The 18110-nt window shown below is 65.2% G+C and carries 15 protein-coding genes; 10 read left to right on the forward strand and 5 right to left on the reverse strand.

Annotated features, from left to right (window positions below):
- Positions 1–27 precede the first annotated feature (27 nt).
- From dctP to GGR33_RS16845, 3 genes are read left to right on the forward strand one after another with little or no spacing between them, the layout of a single operon-like run.
- A complete protein-coding gene (gene dctP, locus GGR33_RS16835) occupies positions 28–1050 on the forward strand; it encodes a TRAP transporter substrate-binding protein DctP (protein WP_183507296.1) in 1023 nt (340 codons plus the stop codon).
- Positions 1047–1745: a TRAP transporter small permease gene (locus GGR33_RS16840; RefSeq protein ID WP_183507298.1), complete on the forward strand. Its 699-nt coding sequence runs from the start codon at positions 1047–1049 to the stop codon at positions 1743–1745. The genes dctP and GGR33_RS16840 overlap by 4 nt, the downstream gene beginning before the upstream one ends.
- Positions 1742–3094 (forward strand): TRAP transporter large permease, encoded by a 1353-nt coding sequence (locus GGR33_RS16845; RefSeq protein ID WP_183507300.1) that lies wholly within the window; start codon positions 1742–1744, stop codon positions 3092–3094. Before GGR33_RS16840 ends, GGR33_RS16845 begins: the two co-directional genes overlap by 4 nt.
- Before the next feature lie 60 nt (positions 3095–3154).
- Here the strand turns inward: GGR33_RS16845 and GGR33_RS16850 are convergent, their stop codons facing one another.
- The 3 genes from GGR33_RS16850 to GGR33_RS16860 all read right to left on the reverse strand — a co-directional run bounded on the left by GGR33_RS16850 (position 3155) and on the right by GGR33_RS16860 (position 5882).
- A complete protein-coding gene (locus GGR33_RS16850; protein ID WP_183507302.1) occupies positions 3155–3883 on the reverse strand; it encodes a fused DSP-PTPase phosphatase/NAD kinase-like protein in 729 nt (242 codons plus the stop codon).
- A gap of 54 nt (positions 3884–3937) precedes the next feature.
- On the reverse strand, positions 3938–4711 hold the full coding sequence (locus tag GGR33_RS16855; RefSeq protein WP_183507304.1) for a glycosyltransferase family 2 protein: 774 nt from the start codon (positions 4709–4711) through the stop codon (positions 3938–3940).
- 145 nt (positions 4712–4856) lie between these two features.
- Positions 4857–5882: a glycosyltransferase family 4 protein gene (locus GGR33_RS16860; protein ID WP_183507306.1), complete on the reverse strand. Its 1026-nt coding sequence runs from the start codon at positions 5880–5882 to the stop codon at positions 4857–4859.
- Between the two features lie 136 nt (positions 5883–6018).
- Between GGR33_RS16860 and GGR33_RS16865 the strand changes: the two genes are divergently transcribed.
- Together GGR33_RS16865 and GGR33_RS16870 are read left to right on the forward strand one after the other, a co-directional pair.
- On the forward strand, positions 6019–7158 hold the full coding sequence (locus tag GGR33_RS16865) for a glycosyltransferase family 61 protein (protein ID WP_183507308.1): 1140 nt from the start codon (positions 6019–6021) through the stop codon (positions 7156–7158).
- A gap of 161 nt (positions 7159–7319) precedes the next feature.
- On the forward strand, positions 7320–7634 hold the full coding sequence (locus GGR33_RS16870) for a hypothetical protein (RefSeq protein WP_183507310.1): 315 nt from the start codon (positions 7320–7322) through the stop codon (positions 7632–7634).
- Between the two features lie 100 nt (positions 7635–7734).
- Here GGR33_RS16870 and GGR33_RS16875 read toward each other — a convergent pair whose 3' ends face one another.
- Complete coding sequence (locus GGR33_RS16875; RefSeq protein ID WP_183507312.1) at positions 7735–8415, reverse strand: response regulator; 681 nt, start codon at positions 8413–8415, stop codon at positions 7735–7737.
- A 795-nt stretch (positions 8416–9210) separates the two neighbouring features.
- On the opposite strand from GGR33_RS16875, the gene GGR33_RS16880 reads away from it, so the two are divergent.
- Positions 9211–9903, forward strand: coding sequence for a sugar transferase (locus tag GGR33_RS16880; protein ID WP_246413199.1), 693 nt, complete (start codon positions 9211–9213; stop codon positions 9901–9903).
- Between the two features lie 84 nt (positions 9904–9987).
- The gene (locus GGR33_RS16885) at positions 9988–12144 is read left to right on the forward strand and encodes a GumC family protein (RefSeq protein WP_183507314.1); all 2157 of its coding nucleotides are present in this window, start codon (positions 9988–9990) and stop codon (positions 12142–12144) included.
- Positions 12145–12210: 66 nt separating this feature from the next.
- Here GGR33_RS16885 and GGR33_RS16890 read toward each other — a convergent pair whose 3' ends face one another.
- Positions 12211–13524, reverse strand: a complete 1314-nt coding sequence (locus GGR33_RS16890) for a polysaccharide biosynthesis/export family protein (RefSeq protein WP_183507316.1) — start codon at positions 13522–13524, stop codon at positions 12211–12213.
- Between the two features lie 525 nt (positions 13525–14049).
- On the opposite strand from GGR33_RS16890, the gene GGR33_RS16895 reads away from it, so the two are divergent.
- The 3 genes from GGR33_RS16895 (at position 14050) to GGR33_RS16905 (ending at position 18110) form a co-directional block, all read left to right on the forward strand.
- On the forward strand, positions 14050–14811 hold the full coding sequence (locus tag GGR33_RS16895; RefSeq protein WP_284210953.1) for a glycosyltransferase family 2 protein: 762 nt from the start codon (positions 14050–14052) through the stop codon (positions 14809–14811).
- 35 nt (positions 14812–14846) lie between these two features.
- Positions 14847–16121 carry a glycosyltransferase family 4 protein gene (locus GGR33_RS16900; protein WP_183507318.1) on the forward strand — a complete coding sequence of 425 codons (1275 nt, stop codon included), beginning with the start codon at positions 14847–14849 and terminating at the stop codon, positions 16119–16121.
- 228 nt (positions 16122–16349) lie between these two features.
- Positions 16350–18110, forward strand: a complete 1761-nt coding sequence (locus tag GGR33_RS16905) for a carbohydrate-binding domain-containing protein (protein ID WP_183507320.1) — start codon at positions 16350–16352, stop codon at positions 18108–18110.

Below are 18110 nucleotides of genomic sequence, written 5' to 3' on the forward strand. Positions count from 1 at the left end.
CCAAAACTCGCTCGGGAGCGAAACGCCATGACCCTGACTCGCCGCCATCTCGTCGCGGCCGGCCTCGCTGCGCCGGCCTTCCTCAAGCTCGGCACAGGCGCCGCTCAGGCGGCGACCACGCTGAAGCTCTCCCACCAGTTTCCCGGCGGCACGGTCGACGAGGGCGATTTCCGTGATCGCATGTGCCGGAAGTTCGCGGCGGCGATCGCCGAGCGCTCGAAGGGCGCGCTGGAGATTCAGGTCTATCCCGGCTCCTCTTTGATGAAGACGAACGCCCAGTTCGGCGCGATGCGCAAGGGCGCCCTCGACATGTCGCTCTATCCGAGCCCTTACGCCGGCGGTGAGGTGGCAGAGCTGAATATCGGCCTGATGCCGGCGCTGGTGACATCCTACGCACAGGGCATCGCCTGGAAGAATGCGCCCGTCGGCAAGAAGCTCGCCGAGGTGCTCGATTCCAAGGGCATCATCCTGGTCTCCTGGGTCTGGCAGGCCGGCGGCGTCGCCAGCCGCGAGCGCCAGCTCGTCGCGCCCGAGGATGCGAAGGGCCTCAAGGTGCGCGGCGGTTCGCGCGAGATGGACATGGTGATGAAGCAGGCGGGTGCCGCCACGCTATCCATCCCCTCGAACGAATCCTACGCCGCCATGCAGACCGGCGCCTGCGACGCGCTGCTGACCTCCTCCACCAGCCTGATCTCGTTCCGATTGGAAGAGCTGTCGAAGCACCTCACCTCCGGCCGCGAGCGTTCCTACTGGTTCATGCTCGAGCCGATCATGATGTCGAAGACGATTTTTGCCGGCCTGCCCAAGGACCAGCAGGATCTCATCATGACCGTCGGCGCCGAGATGGAAGCCTTCGGACAGGAGGGCGCCAAGGCCGACGACACCAAGGTCGAGCAAGTCTTCTCCAAGGCCGGCGCCAAGGTGCAGGCCATCGACGAGCAGACCATGGGCAAGTGGCGTGACATTGCCCGCGACACCGCCTGGAAGGATTTCGCCGCCAAGAGCGCGTCCTGCGCCGAGCTGCTCAAGCTGGCCGAGCAGGTGTCGTGAGCCACGCTTTCGACGCCGCCACCGCGGCTCCGGAGGCGCATGCCGCCACGGAGCCGCGGGTTCCCGGCCTTCTCGGTGTCCTCGACCGCGCCATGCGGTTCGTGAACCAGGTGATCCTGCTGCTCGGTGGCGCCGCGCTCGTCACGGCCTGCCTCGTGCTCAGCTACAGCGTCCTCGTCCGTCACCTCTTCAACGAGGCGACGGAATGGCAGGACGAGATGGCGGTGTTCCTCATCGTCGGCGCCACCTTCTTCTCGGCCGCCGCCGTGCAGGCCAAGCGCGGCCATGTCGCCATCGAGGCGCTGACCGGCCTGCTCTCGCCGAAGGTGAACCGCATCCGCCTGATCCTGGCGGACATCATCAGCCTCGCCTTCGTCGCCTTCTTCACCTGGAAGAGCTGGTCGCTGTTCCATGAGGCCTATGTCGACGGTCAGACCTCGCAATCCACCTGGGGACCGCCGCTCTCGATCCCTTACGGCCTGATGGCCGCGGGGATGACGCTGCTCACCGTCCAGTTCCTGCTGCAGATCGCCGAGGCTGTGTTCTACGGCCCGAAGAGCGCCGGCTGGGCGCAGCCCAAGATCGGGCTCGGCGCCGACGTCAACAAGGACATGCATAACCGGCCCGGCGCGACCCCCGAGGGTCCCGATCTAATGGGCAAGACGGTGGGTACCGTCTCGGGAGACAAGCAATGAGCACCGCCGCGATCGGCTTCCTCTATGCCGGAGCGACGCTCGGGGCGATGCTGTCGGGCATCCCCATTGCCTTCGCTCTCGGCTTCGTCGCGCTCGCCTTCATGTTCGCGTTCATGCCGGGCGCCTCGCTCGATACGGTGACGCAGAACGTCTACGAGGAAATGGCCTCAATCACGCTGCTCTCGATCCCGCTCTTCATCCTGAAGGGCGCGGCGATCGGGCGTTCGAAGGCGGGGCAGGACCTATACTCGGCGATGCATGCCTGGATGCAGCGCATCCCGGGCGGCCTCGGCATCGCCAACGTCTTCGCCTGCGCGCTGTTTGCCGCCATGGCCGGGTCGAGCCCGGCCACCTGCTCGGCGATCGGCTCGGCCGGCATCCCGGAGATGAGAAAGCGCGGCTACTCGCCGGGCTTCGCCGCCGGGATCATCGCCGCAGGCGGCACGCTGGGCATCCTGCTGCCGCCCTCCATCACCATGATCCTCTACGCGGTGGCGGCCGAGCAGTCCCTCGGACGGTTGTTCCTTGCCGGCATCGGACCGGGCCTGCTGCTCGTCGGGCTGTTCTCGAGTTGGGCGGTCTACCGCTTCCGCTCGGAATACGCGGCGGCGAAGCTGGTCTTCGAGGGAGGCGGCCCGCGCTCGCCGATCCTCACCGAGGACCGCTACTCGATGAGCCAGCGCTTCTCGACGCTGCCGCGGGTGCTGCCCTTCGTGGTGCTGCTCACCGGCGTGATGGTCGCGCTCTACGGCGGCTATGCCACGCCCTCGGAGACGGCCGGCCTCGGCGGTCTCCTGGCTCTTGCACTGATCGCGGTGATCTACGGCGTCTGGCGGATCAAGGATGTGAGCCCGATCCTCACGGCGACGCTCCGCGAGTCGACCATGCTGATGCTGATCATCGGCATGTCGCTGCTCTACGCCTACGTGATGAGCTACCTGCACATCTCGCAATCGGCGGCCGCCGCGATCGTGGCGATGCAGCTCTCGCCCTGGCTGCTGCTGGTGACGATCCTGCTGCTCGTGATCGTTCTCGGCTTCTTCCTGCCGCCGGTCTCGATCATCCTGATGACCGCGCCGATCATCCTGCCGCCGCTCAAGGCCGCCGGGTTCGATCTGGTCTGGTTCGGCGTGGTGATGACCATCACCATGGAGATGGGCCTGATCCACCCGCCGGTGGGACTCAACATCTTCGTCATCAAGAACATCGCCCCCGACATCCCGCTCTCGGACATCATCTGGGGCACGCTGCCCTTCGTGATCCTGATGGCGGTGGCGATCGCGCTGCTGTGTTTCGTCCCAGGCATCGCCCTCTGGCTCCCCGACGTGCTGCTGCCGAGCACGCGGTAAGGGGTCACCGCACCACGATGGGTCCTCTGGGCTTCACTCCGGGGGCCGGACGCGGGGCGGTCACTCGCGGTGCAGCACGTGGTCGGCGACGAAATCCTGCAGCCGGCGCGGCTTCTGCGTGCCGACCAAGGCCTGCGGATCGTAGACCTCGGCGACCCAGTCCTCGAAGGCGATCGGGGTGTGGGCGTCGTAGTCCGCGTATGCGCAGAGGAAGCGGTACAGGATACCGGTCTTCGCGCTCCGCATATGGCCGTAGCGCAGCGACAGCTGCCGTGCGGCCTCGGGCACGGCGCGCTTCTCCTGGAAGATCAGGTACAGGGCCGCGGCCAGTCCGGCACGGTCGGCGCCGGACTTGCAGTGGATCAGGGCCGGATAGCGGATCGTCTCGAAGAGCCGCTTGAGCTCCAGCACGGTCTCTGCCTGCGGCGCCTCTCGCGAGCGCACGGTGACGTCGTGCAGGTCGATGCCGAGGTCGCGGCAGGCGTCCCGCTCCAGCGGCCAGGAACCGTATTCCCGCTGTCCTCGCAGGCAGATCACGCTGCGGATGCCGGTGCGATGGAAGCGCGCGAGTTGGCGCGGCGTCGGCTGCGCCGAGCGCCACAGCCGACCGGTCCCGACCCGATGCGCGTTCAGGTAGGCCAGCCGGAACAGGCCATGATCGGCGAACAGCATGTTCAGCCATGCCTTGGCGCGCTCGACGCGACCCTGCAGCGGCCTGTCCCAGCGGGCGACGCGGGCATGCCTCTTCAGGTTCCGACGTAGAAGTTTCTGGTATGCGGCTTCGTCCATCAGGAGCCCATGGGCGGCTGAACCTTGCCCGTCATCGCCGTCAGACGTCCCGCGTCAGCCGGAGCCACGGCTTTTCCCACTTCGGCGAAGCAAGGCCAACCGATACGTCCGCAACCCGGCGATCGTCGAGGCGACGGCGAAGCCATAGGCTCCGCCCGTGAAGTGCCTCTTCAGGACGTAGTATTTGAAGAAGACCGTGAAGGGCTCCGTGGCCATCCTGAGCAGCAGCAGGCTGGGAACCTTGTCGATCTCAGTCGTCTGCAGCCGATAATACGCGACGTTCTTCTTCATCAGGTGCGAGAGCGATCGCAGCGACTGATGCAGGACGGGGCCGCGGATGCGGCCCATATTCTTAGGCTCGAGCTTGATCTCGTCGAACACGGCGCTGTCGGGGAAACGACAGCGCGTCCTGTCGTAGAGCCTGATGTATTTATGGCTGTCGGCCAGCAGGCGCGGCTTGGACCGGCCCGGATAGACGTGCCGGATATCGAACCGGTAGCCGTGGATCTGGGGATCGGGCTGTGGCGTGCCCATGATCGCCGCGATCTCCCGGCGCGCCCCATCGGTCAGCCACTCGTCGGCGTCGAGGTTCAGGATCCAGTCGTTCGTCGCCACGTCTTCCGCGAAGCGCTTCTGCTGCCCGTATCCCCGCCACGCATTGACGTGACAGACCGCCCCGCAAGCCCGCGCGATCTCGAGCGTCCCGTCGGTACTTCCCGAATCGACGACGACGATCTCGTCGGCGATGCCGCGAACGCTCGCCAGGCATCGCTCGATCCTGTCCTCCTCGTTCATCGTAATGACGGTACACGACAGTTTGCGGCTCATGATCGCCAAACGATCTCGGGGACCTCGCCTCGGCGCTGCGGCCGGGAAAATCGGGGACGCAGCGGATCGACCGTGACGGGCACCGCCTGCGCGTGCTCAGCCCATAGCGCAGTCTACGGCATCCGTCGCCTGGCGCGAGACGCCCTCACGGCGCGGCCGGCGCGTCGCGACGACTGAGGAGCAGGCTGTCCCACAGCAGCGCGGCGCGGTGCCAGGCCAGGGCCGATCGCTGGAGGAGGGCGCCCGCGTGGAGGTGGCGCCACAGGTCGTCGTCGCGGGCGAGAAGGGCGGCGAAACGGGCGAACTCCCGGTCGTCCCGCGCGACGAGCCCGTCGATGCCATGCCGGACCCGCTCGGCCAGCGCCCCGATTCCTAGGGTGACGACGGGCAGGCCCATGGCCTGCGCCTCGGCGGCCGCGAGGCAGAAGGTCTCGTCGATCGCACCCGGATACAGCATGGCGCGAAAGCCCCGATAGGCTTGCGCCAGCGCCTCGGCGGTCTGGCGCGGGTGGAACGTCACGCCAGGCCCGAGCGCCCTGGCCGCTGCCGGCCGCAGGCTGTCCTGGGCCGTCCCGAACACGCGAAGCGTGCCGCCGAGCGCCCCATGAACCCCCGAGGCCTGCCAGGCGCGCAAAGTCCGCTCGAGCCCGCGCTGCTGCTGCGAGGCGAAGACGAAGTCCCGCGATGTCCCGTCCGAGACAGGCGCGCGCCGAAAGGTCTCGCCGAGGCCGTGCGGGATCACCTCGCGGCTGCGGAATCGGTAGAGCCGGCTCGCGGCGCGCTCGGCAACCTCCCCGACGAAAACCGCGTCGGGGCGAAGCCGCAGGATCGGAAGCAGGTAGCCTCGGCGCAGCGCCTTCTCGACGGGAAGCGGATTGTGCATCCAGAGCACCGTCCGCGGGCCGCCGGCCAACCCTTCCAGAAGCCGCGGGTCGTTGCTCGATACGGCGACGTCCGCGCGGATGCCGCGCAACTCCTCCAACGGCCGGTTGACGACACCGTCCGCCTCGACGACGCGCTCGGTGCGGGTGAGCAGCGTGACCGCGTGGCCGCGCCGCGCAAGCGCCCGGCAAAGTTCGAGGTTCGTGCTCTCGATGCCGCCCAGGCCCTCGCTCGCCGGCGTCGCGAGATCGAAGCGCGCCCGCGTCGGGCAGATGAAGAGAATGTGCATCGACCGGTCTCCCACGCCATGCCATAAACCGCCCGGATACGGCCAAGTCGAGTGATCGGGGAGCCTGCATCGGGTGGCACGTGGCCGGGCAGCGTGGAAAAGGGCGCTCGATCCCAAACTCTACCTGACGCGCGCCATGCTGCGACTCGAACGATCCGCGCCCGCGCTGACCTCGGCGATCGGCTACCACGCGATCCTCGGCCCTCCCTCGCGCTTCGACTGGCTGAGCGAGAGCCGCATCCCGACGCGGATGACGCAGGCGCCCTACGCCGAAGAATTCCGCGCGCTCAGCATCGCCAATGTCGACGCGCCGACCTGGCATCTCGGCCATCCGGGTCATTCCGCCGAGGGCGGCGTGTCGCGCTTCGGCCCGCTGGAGCCGCTGGAGGTCCGCCGCCTCGCCTCGCTGGTGCCGGACGTTATCGTGCCGGGCCACAACCTACTGCCGGTGGACGCGGCGACCGGGCGGCTCCTCGCCTTCTACGGCAGCACCGAGGTCAATTGGGGCATTGCCTATCCCGGGCTCTCGCGGCTGAAGCGCGTGCGGCTGAAGGGAGCCGCCTGGGCGATCCCGCCGGTGAAGAACTACTTCCACCTTCTCGTCGAGCACATCCTGCCCGTCGTCGACATGCTGCTCACCGAGCGCGAGCGCCTGGCTGGAACTGCGATCACCGTGATCGCCCAGCGCGACCTGCCGCTGCTCGACGCGATCGCGAAGATCCTAAAGCGGCTCGGCATCGCCATCGCCTTCGAGGAGGCGCGGCCCTTCGTGACCTACGCACCGGAGCAGTACCTGTTCTGCAAGCCGGTCGCCGCCTCGGTGGAGCACTTCTACACCTACCCGGACGCTGTCGGAGTTCTGCGGGAGGCCTTCGCCGGCCAAGCATCATCGTCACTGCCGGCCCGGGTCTACGTGCCGCGCACCGGCACCCGCATCCGCCGGCTGATCGGCGAGCCCGAGTTGATCGCGCAGCTGACCGAGCGCGACTTCGCGTCCTTTACGGCGCACAGGGGCAACCCGGAGGAGCAGATCGCCCGCTTCATGGCCGCGCGCGAGATCGTGTCTGTCCATGGGGCGGCGCTGACGAACATCGTCTGGTCGGCGCCCGGTGCGCGGGTCGTCGAGATCTTTCCGTCCAACGCGCGCAAGACCACCTACCTGCACATGGCCTCGCTGCACGACCTTGCCTATGCCCATGTCTCGGGCGGGTCGGAGAACGAGCGGCAGGATTTCATGGTCGACAGCGCCGCGGTGCTGCGCGCTCTGGGCGCTTGACCGCGTCTGCAATCAATGCGGCGACCGGCGTGCTGGCTCGCAAACATACGCCCTATTTGCGGATTACTCCGATCGTCTGCAGCGTTGGAACCGGAGCTAATACTTAAGAATTTCTTCGTATAGGACGGGGTCAGCATGGTCTTTCAGAGGGCAAACTGCCGATGGTGATTTTTGCGTTTTGCCTTCTGTGTGCAGGTGCGATTCTCAGTTTGATTACCCGTGTCCACGGCCTCGTGGCGGTTGCCCTAGGTGTCGTGATCTCGCTGGTTCTCGGCGCGTTTTTCCTGTCGTTCGAAGCCGCCCCAACCTATCCGCTCGGCGTGACCTTCATCGTCGCCATCGTCGCGCTGCAAGTCGGATATGGTCTTGGTGTGGTTTCGCGAGCTGCTCTCGATGGCCGCCTGGATCGCGCCACAAGCTCTACCGCTCGCAAGGAAATCCGGCCGGCGAAGCAGCAGTTGGGCCGCGAGTCGTAAGCCCGGACCGGCTCATGCGCGCCGCGTCGGTCGCGTCATCTCCGCCCATGTTCGAAACGCCAGGGCTTGCATTCGAACGGACGTCAGGCAGCGAGCCCGCTCACGGGAGAGGACTCTCGAGCCACCCCTGGATCATTGCATATTGTACGATTTTGGCCCGGCTATGGATGTCGAGCTTATCTGTGGCGCGCGTCTTATAAGTCTCGATGGACTTGGTCGTAATGCCGAGTCGGCCGGCCACTTCCTTGTTCGTGAACCCAAGGGCGATCAACCGTAGGACCTCGCGTTCGCGGTCCGTCAGTGTGCGTCCTGCCGGTTTACGCCCCATCGTACCCGATACGCCGAAGACTCCCGTGGGAATGATCTGGGCGGCCACGGCCGGATCCAGATAAAGTCCTCCGCGGCTCACGGCATGAACGGCCTCGATGATGCTCGAGCCCGTCGATCGTTTCAACACGTAGCCGCGCACACCCGTCGCTAGAACGCGATGAACGTACGTGGTCTCCTCGCAATCGCTGAGGATGATGACGGCCGTTCCTTCGGCATCCGTTCGGAGTTGCTCGAGGATCGCAAGTCCGCGCATGCCCGGCATTGCGCTGTCGAGGATCGCAATATGAGGGCTATAATCCAGAATACTCCGATAAGCCGCCGATCCTGTGGCGACCTCCGCCACGATGCTCAGCGTATCGATGGTGTGTAACAAGGCTCGGATACCGTCGATAAACATCGGATGTCCGTCGCCGATCACGATCTGAAGGCACTCGTCGGTTACGTTGCGCATGGCCGGACCCCTCAGAAACATTGTGTCCACAAATATTCGCGGGCCTCCGAATCTCGTGAGGCACTGTTCCTCAAGTCGAGACCTAGGACAATTTAACCCCTACTAAATCTCCAAAATTTCGCCGCCGAACGTTAGGTGCGCCGTTTTCCCTGCTCCATGGCTCCCACCATGATCAATGTTGCGGTGCAAACTTGCTAGGGCGCAAACCAGCCGTCAAGCATGGATATTACATTTATGGTCAAAAAGTCAGCTCTTTTCCGCCTATTTTTCCGGCAAGCCCCGCCGAACTAAGCCTTCGCAAAATTTGCCGCCTCAATCGCCACGCGATTGCGCCCAGCGGATATTTCCTTTTGGGCAGGTATATTTTCTGATCAGTGAAATCACGACGACAACCGCACGTTTGCGAGTGCGATGATCTGCACGAGGCGCTTTACAACCCCAGGAATGCAAATCGCATCTGTCACGGCTCGCCGTCGGTCCCGCCTGAAAGCTAGGCGTTAAGCACATGGCTTAGGGGAAAACCTGACGAAGCTGCCAATTTTCCGACAGGCTGAGCCATTGCCGCAGCGCACCAACCTGGGAATAGTTAATAAATCGTTGAGTGCTTGAGGCAACTGACGAGCCTCATGCAGCTACTGTGATCAGTCGGCTCTACACTTTTATGTATTTGTAATTCCGGCGTTCGTACTACCTCCTTCCTCTTAACGACTGACTACGAAGGAGTGGATCGCCGAAGATCCAACCGAACGCGGTACCAAATATGTCCGGAGAACATCCCGTCGGAGGAGAAGTCAGTTGTCCAAACTCTCTCTACAACTTCCTCAAGGCGATTCCGGTGCTCTTGAAGTTCGATCCGTCCGGAGGATGGGAATTAGCCAGGCAGCGGTGGCGAAGCGCGCTTTCGACATCCTCGTCGCTACGACGAGCTTGGCCTTACTGAGCGTGCTCCTGCTGATCGTTGCTTCGGCAATTCTGATCATGCAAGGCCGCCCGATTCTCATTCGGCACCCGCGTGTGGGCAAGGGGGGCGCGATGTTCCCCTGCTTCAAGTTCAGAACAATGGTTCGTGATGCCGATGCGGCTCTAGTCCGGCATCTCGCGAAAGACCCTGGCGCCATGCTGGAATGGCAGGCCACACGCAAACTGAAGAACGACCCGCGCGTAACACCACTCGGCAAAATCCTGCGTGAAACCAGTCTCGATGAACTTCCACAACTGCTCAATATCATTCGAGGCGAGATGAGCGTCGTTGGCCCACGGCCGATCGTTACGCAGGAACTGATCCGCTATGGGAGCGCCATTGCGGAGTACCAATCCGTGAGGCCAGGGCTGACCGGTCTTTGGCAGTGCAGCGGGCGCAGCGACACCAGCTACGACGAGCGGGTCATGCTTGACCGAGAATATGTGCGGCACTGGTCGATGACCGGAGACCTTGCGATCATTTTGAGAACGGTGCCGGCGTTGATGAGTTCTCGCGGCGTCTACTGACGACCCTCCTCATGTCCACGACGCCCCCCGGCGGCAGCGCGGGGGCGTCGGCCCTCTGCCGACCTGCCGGGAGGCCGTCGAACCATGCTTCGATTGAACCCGGCCTGGTCGCCGGATGCGCAGAACGATGCCCCAACTCGCCGAGCGGTCTTCTCGCTAGGGGCGATCGGTACTGCATTACGTCGTTCGCTCTGGACGGTTGTCGGAGCCATGGTTCTGTGCGTCGCGGCCGCGGCGGTCTTCTGTGTTTTCAGCACGCCCACTTACGTTGCCAACGTTCAGCTTCTGATCGAGCCGCAAAAACAGCAGCAGCTCCTCTTGTTCGAGCCAGGCATGCTGGATCTCACCCTCGACAATGCCCAGGTCGAGAGTCAGGTCGAGGTCCTGCGCTCGGAGCGATTGGCAGCCTGGGTCGTCAAGGATCTCAAGCTCGCCACGGACCCTGAGTTCCAGGCCGATCCAAGCCGCATGAATGCGCATCCCGGAGCTGGATCGTCAGGCGATGCGGATCGCGACGAAGCTCAACGCCTGCGCACGACGGTCGCAAACCTCGCCAAGCATGTCGGCGTGCGCCGCATCGGCCAGTCCTACGTCATCGAGATCTCCGCTTGGTCGACGCGCGCGGATCTCGCCGCACAGATCGCCAACGCCTACGCCAGCGCCTATCTGCGAGACCAATTCGACGCGAAGTCGCAAGGCGCCCGGCAGGGCGTGGATTGGCTGAAGCTGCGCATCACAGAGCTGCGCGGGACGTTGAACAACGCTGCGCGCGCCGTCGAAGACTTCAAGTCGAAGAACGGCCTCGTCACCGCCGGCACGAACCTCCTCGTCGAGCAGCAGCTCAGCGAGATGAACACCGAACTCGTCTCGGCCCGCGCACAGACCACGCAATCGGCAGCGAGGCTCGCCCGCGTGCGCGCCGTCGGCGGTGCGGCCGCTGGCAGCGCGTCGGTGGGCGAGGCCCTCAACAATCAGGTTATCACCAATCTCCGCGAGCGGCAGCAGAACGCCATCGCGAAGGAGGCGGAATTCCGGGACCGCTACGGGCCGACCCATGAATCGGTCGTCAAGGCGCAGGCAGATGCGGCCCAAGCCGAGACAGAGATCGCCACCGAGATGCAGCGGATCGCTCAGACCTATCTCAGCGATTACGAGATCGCGGTGGAACGTGAGCGCGCCCTCGAGGGCGAGGTCGGCAAACTCGTTGCCGTCGTGGACAAGCGTCGTCAGTCCAAGGTGGTTCTGTCCGAGATGGAGGCTCAGGCCGAAAGCTACCGGAAGATGTACCAGAACCTCCTCGAGAAACTGACGGAGACGTCACAGAAGGAAACGCTCCCGATCTCGAATGCTCGGATCGTCGCGCCAGCCAACGCTCCACTCGGAAAGAGCAGCCCGAAAACCGGGTTGATTCTCGCGCTCGGCGCCGCTTTCGGCCTGCTCGGGGGAACAGTTTACGCAACGGTGCGGGTAGGCCTCGACCGAACCGTGCGGACCGCCGAGGACGTCTCCCACGCCACCCGGCTCGACTGTTTGGGCCTGATGCCGTTCATCGCCGGAAAACGGTCCGGTGGAAAGGGCGGCAAAGTCGCCCGCCCCATCGGCTTCGAGGTGCTGGAGGCACCGTTCTCGGCCTTCAGCAGGGCGCTCCGGCGGACCAAGATCGCCATCGACGCATCTCGCGAGAGCCGCACGATGACGACGATCGGCATCGTCTCGACGGCTTCGGGAGAAGGCAAAACCAGTATCGCGCTCAACCTCGGTGCCCTCTACGCCCAGGCCCATCTGCGCACACTCCTCGTCGACGCCGACTTCCGAAAGGCCGACCTCACTCGGGCCAACGCTCCCATGGCCACGGCGGGATTGGTCGAGGTGCTCGAGAGCGACGCGGACGCGATCCAGTCGACGCGATTGCCGAACCTGGACCTGCTGCCGTTGGTCTTCACGATGCCGATCGCCCAATCGAGCGACATCCTCAGCTCGCGACAGGCAAGCGTGCTGCTCGCCGCACTGTCGACGTCCTACGACATCGTCATTCTCGATCTCGCGGCAATGCAGGATTCCGCCGACGTCAGAGCGGTGGGTCGGCTCTTGGACGGATTGCTCCTGGTTGCCGCTTGGGGGGAAACCGAGGCCGCGGTCCTGTCCGAGGCTACCCATGCCCTCGACGCAAGCGGAGCCCACGTCTTCGGAGTCGTGCTCAACAAGATCCGCGACACCGCTTCCGTTTCGCAGTCGATCTGAGGCGCGGCGATGCCATCCCCGCACCCCCGTTCCCGGAGGAAGCCTCGCAGGCTTCCTCCGGCGTCGTCAGCGTGCCTCGGCCAGCCGCGCCGGACCGTCAGTCGAGATCGCAGAGCGGCGGTCAGCGCCACCGGCATCCAGACGCTCGCCGTCGACTTTCAGCACGTCGCCCGGCTCGATGACGTCGGTTTCCGTCGCGGTGATCTCTTGTCCACCATCCTGCCCCTGGCGGACCAGGGCGAAGACCGGGTTTCGGCGCCGATCGGCCTGCGCCTGTTCCAGCATGCGCGGCGCAATCACCTCGCTGTCGGTGATCAGGTTCCGCATCGTTTCGGCTTTCTCCCCGATCTTGGCGAGCTTGGTCTGAGTCTCTCGCAGATCCGCCAGCACCCCGGTCTGGCGCTGGTTCTTCAGGTCGAGGACCATGCGCTCGTTGCGGCTGATGTCCTGACGCGATCGAGAGATGGCGAGGACGTTGTCGAGGCGGGCGCTTTCCATCTGGGCCACGGTCTGTTCCAGAGCGAGCTGCCGCGGACTGATCGACAAGCCCCGCTGGACGAGGGCGACGATGCTGTCGAGCTCCTTGCGCGCAAGCGTGACCTGACGATCCTGCGAGGCGATCTTTGCCTGCAGCGTATCGATTTCCGCCTTGATGAGCTCCTTTGCCTGGGCCAGGGCCTCAAGCTGCGACGAGAGGGCTTTGCGCCGGGCGTCGAACAGGGCCTGCTCCTCACGCATCGCATCGGCGACCGCAGGACTGCTCTTACGGGCCGTCACGGCGTCGGGGAACGTGAGCGTGGCGCCCTCCCGCATCTCCACTTCGAGGCGCGATCGGCGGGCGATCAGCGCGGTTTGCTCGATCTCGGCATCGCGCAATTCTCCGCGCGCGCTGATCGCCTCGCGGGACAGGCGCTGCATACCCAGCTCCGGCGGGCGGAAGAAGCCGCCCGCCAGGCTCACGGCCTGGAGAACGGTCAGTCGCGGCCGATAGGGATAGGCGCCGGGCTTGTCGACCTGGCCCACGACGTAGATCGGTCGGAACTGCGAGACCTCGACCGACGCGTCCGGCCGTTGTGTCAGGCCCGCCTTCTTCTGCAACCGCTCGCCGATCACCGCCGCGATCTCCTCCGTCGTACGTCCCGCCGCCTCGATCTCGCCGACGAGCGGCAAGGACAGCAGGCCGCCGGCTTCGACGGTGAACTCGCCGGAGAACGCCGTCCACTCGTAGGTCTCGCCCTTGGCGGCGCGCCACTCGTTGACCCGCAGGCGGACGCGATCCTCCGCTCCCAGCCGGTAGCGCTGCGGCGCAGCCCAGGCCGAGCCGAGCAGCGTCGTCAGCAAAGTTCCCGCAACCACCGACCGAATGACGCCATGCCTCATGGTGTTGGTCTCCTACGCAAATCCCAAGAATCTCTCCTGGAAAGAAAATATCGAACAAATCAATAATACGTGTCAACGACTATTTATGTCAGTTGGATTTTATCTTGTAAAATAACAGGAATCGAATTCCATTATCAAATGTCGACTTGAAGGATAGTTCAAATGTCGCGCATGGATATTATGTCATCTCACTCATTGCCGGTTGACGCCGCACGGGGTGCCGCGGCGCTCGCCGACCATCCGGACTCGTCGATGATGACGAGCAGCGGTGGTGCGGGGCCGACCAGCCTGCCAAGCCATAGCTTCGGCAGCATCGCGCCATTGGACATCTTGTGGGAGCCCGAATCCGCTTCCCACGGATCGAGATCAGGCTCGGATGGGGCTCGGAATGCTCGCTCGCCCGCGCCAGTCCGAAGACTGCGCATCGCAGTCGGGCTGGCGACGGCGGGTCGGCCCGATGTCGCCTGCCAGATGCTGGTGCGGCTTGGACGGCAATCGCGGCCGCCGGACGCAATCTTGGTCTCCGTGCCGACGACGGCCGATATCGGCCTCGAAGCCGCGGGAATGCCGGCCGTTACGCTGCTCGTCGGCGCACGCGGTCTGACCCGCCAGCGTAACGCCATCCTCGAACGGCTGGACGGCTTCGACCTCGTTTGCTTCCTGGACGACGATTTCGTCGTTGGCGACGGCTACCTCGCTGCGATGGAGCAGGCCTTCCTGCGAGATGCTGGCCTCGCTGGAGCGACCGGTGTCGTCCTCGCGGACGGGATCACCGGTGCCGGCTACAGCTTCGCCGATGCAGAGCGCGTGCTCGCTGCGGCGCGCAGCCCGGAGGTCTCCACCTCGGAAGTCTATAGTGCCTACGGCTGCAACATGGTCTTCAGCGTCAGCGCTGTCCGGCAGGAAGGCCTGCGCTTCGACGAAAGTCTTCCACGCTACGGCTGGCTCGAGGACGTCGATTTCAGCCGACGCATCGCCCGGTTCGGGTCGTTGGGGCGCGTCGCGGATGCCCTCGGCGTCCATCTCGGAGTCAAGGGCGGCCGCCAGTCGGGTCTATGCTTCGGCTACTCGCAGATCGCCAACCCGATCTACCTCGTGCGCAAGGGCAGCTACGTCTGGCATCGGGCTGCGTGGCTGATGAGCCGCAACGTCGCGATGAACCTGCTGCGTTCCGCGAGACCCGAACCGCATGTGGACCGCCGCGGACGCCTGGCGGGCAACGCGGCGGCTTTCGCCGACCTGCTGCGTCGTCGCCTGGATCCGGAGCGGATCGACAGCTTGTCCTAACCCTTGAGCGAAACCGTGAGAGAAGCGAGGCTTCCATGATCGAGCGCGTGGTCATCGTCAGCGACGACGCCGTCGAGAGCGGCGGAGCGGCCGGGATCGCCCTCAGTTCCGCGCGGTTGCTGAGCGGCCGGGGCATTCCGGTGACGATCCTCAACGGCAGCGGCGGCGAGGGGTCGGCGGCCCTGGGGGCGGGGATCGAGGTGCACTCGCTCGGGTCGCAAAGCCTGCTTCAAGGAAGCCGCGGCACGGCCGCCGCGCGGGGCCTGTTCAGCCGGGCCGCCATGGGGTTCGTCGACCGCTGGATACGCGAGAACGATACGCCAGGCACGGTCTATCACCTCCACAACTGGCACAAGGTGCTGTCACCGTCCGCATTCGTACCGCTGAGACGCGTCGCCGACCGCCTGCTGATGACGGCCCACGACTACTTTCTCGTCTGTCCGAACGGGGGGCAATTCGAGTTCCCGCGTGGAGAGGCCTGCGAGCGGGTCCCGCTCTCCCTCGGATGCGTGGCCACGAACTGCGATCGTCGCCACTATGCTCACAAGCTCTGGCGGGTCGGCCGCCATGTCGTTCGCGAAGCGACGTTCGACCTGGCGCACAGCCCTGCCAGCATCGTGGCGGTGCATGAGGGTATGCGCCCCTACCTGATCCGCGGGGGCGTCGCGCCGGATGCGATCGCCGTTCTGCGCAATCCCGTGCTGCCCTGGCGAACCGAGCGCATCAGAGCCGAGCAGAACCGCGAGGTCGTCTTCGTGGGGCGCCTCGAACGCGACAAAGGCGTCGACGTGGTCGCCGCGGCCGCGCGTGAAGCGAAAGTTCCACTCTGTGTCGTCGGTGACGGGCCGCTCAAGGACGAATTGAAGGCAGCCTATCCGGAGGCCCGGCTCCTGGGGTGGCGTTCGCCCTCCGAGATCTCGGCCCTCGTCGAGACCGCCCGGCTGATCGTCGTCCCGACGCGCTGGCGGGAAACCTTCGGGCTGGTCACGCTCGAGGCCGCTATGAGCGGCTTGCCGGTAGTGGTCTCTCGCCACGCCCTGATCGCGCCGGAAGTCGTCGATACCGGTTGTGCCGAGGCCTGCGATCCCGACGACCGAGTGGGACTGGCGGCACAGCTCGCACGTCTCGCCACGGACGACCTCCACGTGCGCCGCATGAGCGAGGCCGGCTTCCACCACGGGCGAAGCCTCGCACCGACGCCGGAAGCCTGGTGCGACGGCCTGATCGCGCTCTACCGCGCGAAACTCTCTTCCGCATCCGTTGAACTCCGGCCCCCTCCAACTGTGGAGGCGCTCGCCGCCCTCGGTTAAGGAAAAGCGAGATCATCAGTCTTGTGAAGAAAATCCTGTCGGTTTCTGCGCCGACCAATCAGTTGCTCGAAATTTCAGCAGCGGATTTTCAGGAACTCGAAAGCTCTCGAATAGAATCTCATTTTCGACAAAGGCGAATGACTTTGGTTTCGCGACAGCCTTCGATCGAGCAAGCATTCGCAATGCTGCCGTGATCTCTGCTGAGTCAGACCAACCTGAGGTTTCATCGTGATCGATCTGACCGGCTATCGGCTGACCTTCGACGACGAATTCAACCAACTCAGCGTATCGGCAACGGGCAGCGGCACCGTCTGGGCGGATACCCGCCCGGGCTCATTACTTCGACCCGGAGTCGATATCGGCTTCGGCCAGTCGGCCTTCGTCGATTCCAGCGCCGGGATCCAGCCTTTCTCCATCACGAACGGAGCGCTGAAGATCGAAGCGGCGCCGGCCACCGGCGCGGCGGCCGATCTGGTCTATCCCGGCCTGTGGTCGTCTGGGCTGATCCACGCGGCCGAGACGTTCTCGCAGACCTACGGCTACTTCGAGATGCGGGCCGACTTGCCCGAGGGCGCGGGCTCCTGGCCCGGCTTCTGGCTGCTCGCAGCCGACGGCCATTGGCCGCCGGAACTCGACATCGTGGAGACCTTCGGCGCCGATCCGACCACCTTGACGAACTCGGTGCATACCGAGCAGACCGGAGCGCACACCTTCCAGACCGTCTGGACCAATCAGCCGACCCTTTCGGCAGGCTTCCACACCTTCGGGGCGCTTTGGACGCCCACGACCATCACGTTCTACTACGACGGCACCGCCATCGGAGAACTCGCAACGCCGGCCGACATGCACGGGGCGATGTACCCGGTGATCGCACTGGCGATGTCGCGGGGCGTGGCAGGAACGACCGACGATCCCCGTTCGATGCTGGTTGACTACGTCCGCGCCTATTCGGCCGATCCGAGCGCGACTGCCGTGGCGCTTCAGCACATCGCCTCGCCGGACGGAGCCGACACCTCCGACCTTCACGGGGCGGTGGCGGCGGCGGTCGCGCCGCCCGCGCACGGGACGGACACCCTGATCTTGCACGTCTCCGGAGACTTCTGGAACGGTGGGCCGGAATTCACGGTCACGGTCGACGGCAAGCCTGTCGGCGGCACCTTCGACGTCACGGCCGACCATGCCACCGGGGCTCACCAGGACATCAGTCTTACCGGCGATTTCGGCGCCGGCCCCCATGTCGTCGCGGTCACGTTCGCCAACGATGCTCAGGGACAGCCGGTCTACGATCCGGCTACGGGTTGGCACGTCAACGACCGCAATCTCTACGTCAGCGGTTTCAGCTTTGATGGAGTCGAGCACGGCGTCGAGGCGATGACCGCCAACAACGCTTCCGGCGGCTGCGACTGGCTCGATCCCCACGCCGCCGTTCTCGTCAATAACGGGACGGCAACCTTCGCTTTCAACGGCGCCTCCTCTTCGACCGCCCCCCCGGGGGTGGCACCGACAGCGCCTCCCGCCGCGCCGGTGGAGACCGCTCCGAGCACTCCCGTCACCCCCACTCCTCCTGCCGTCCCCGTGGTCGCGCCCGGCTCCGATACCCTGACCTTCCACGTCTCCGGCGATCTCTGGAACGGCGGCCCTGCCTTCACGGTCACGGTCGACGGCGTGCGCGTCGGAGGGACCTACGAGGTCAGTGCCGATCACGGTTCGGGCGCACGCCAGGACGTCACGCTCACGGGTGCCTTCGGGTCGGGGCCGCACAAGATCGCCGTCGAGTTCGTCAACGATGCCGCGGGAACGCCGGTCTACGATCCTGAAACGGGCTGGCACATGAACGACCGCAACCTCTACGTCAGCGGCTTCAGCTTCGACGGAACGGAGCATGGCGTCGAAGCGATGACGGCCAACTACGCGTCGCGCGGCTGCGATTGGCTCGACCCCCACGCGGCCGTGCTCGTGGATAACGGCTCGGTCCTGTTCCACATCTGA

It is taken from the genome of Methylobacterium brachythecii (assembly GCF_014196345.1).
In the GTDB taxonomy this organism is placed as follows: domain Bacteria; phylum Pseudomonadota; class Alphaproteobacteria; order Rhizobiales; family Beijerinckiaceae; genus Methylobacterium; species Methylobacterium brachythecii.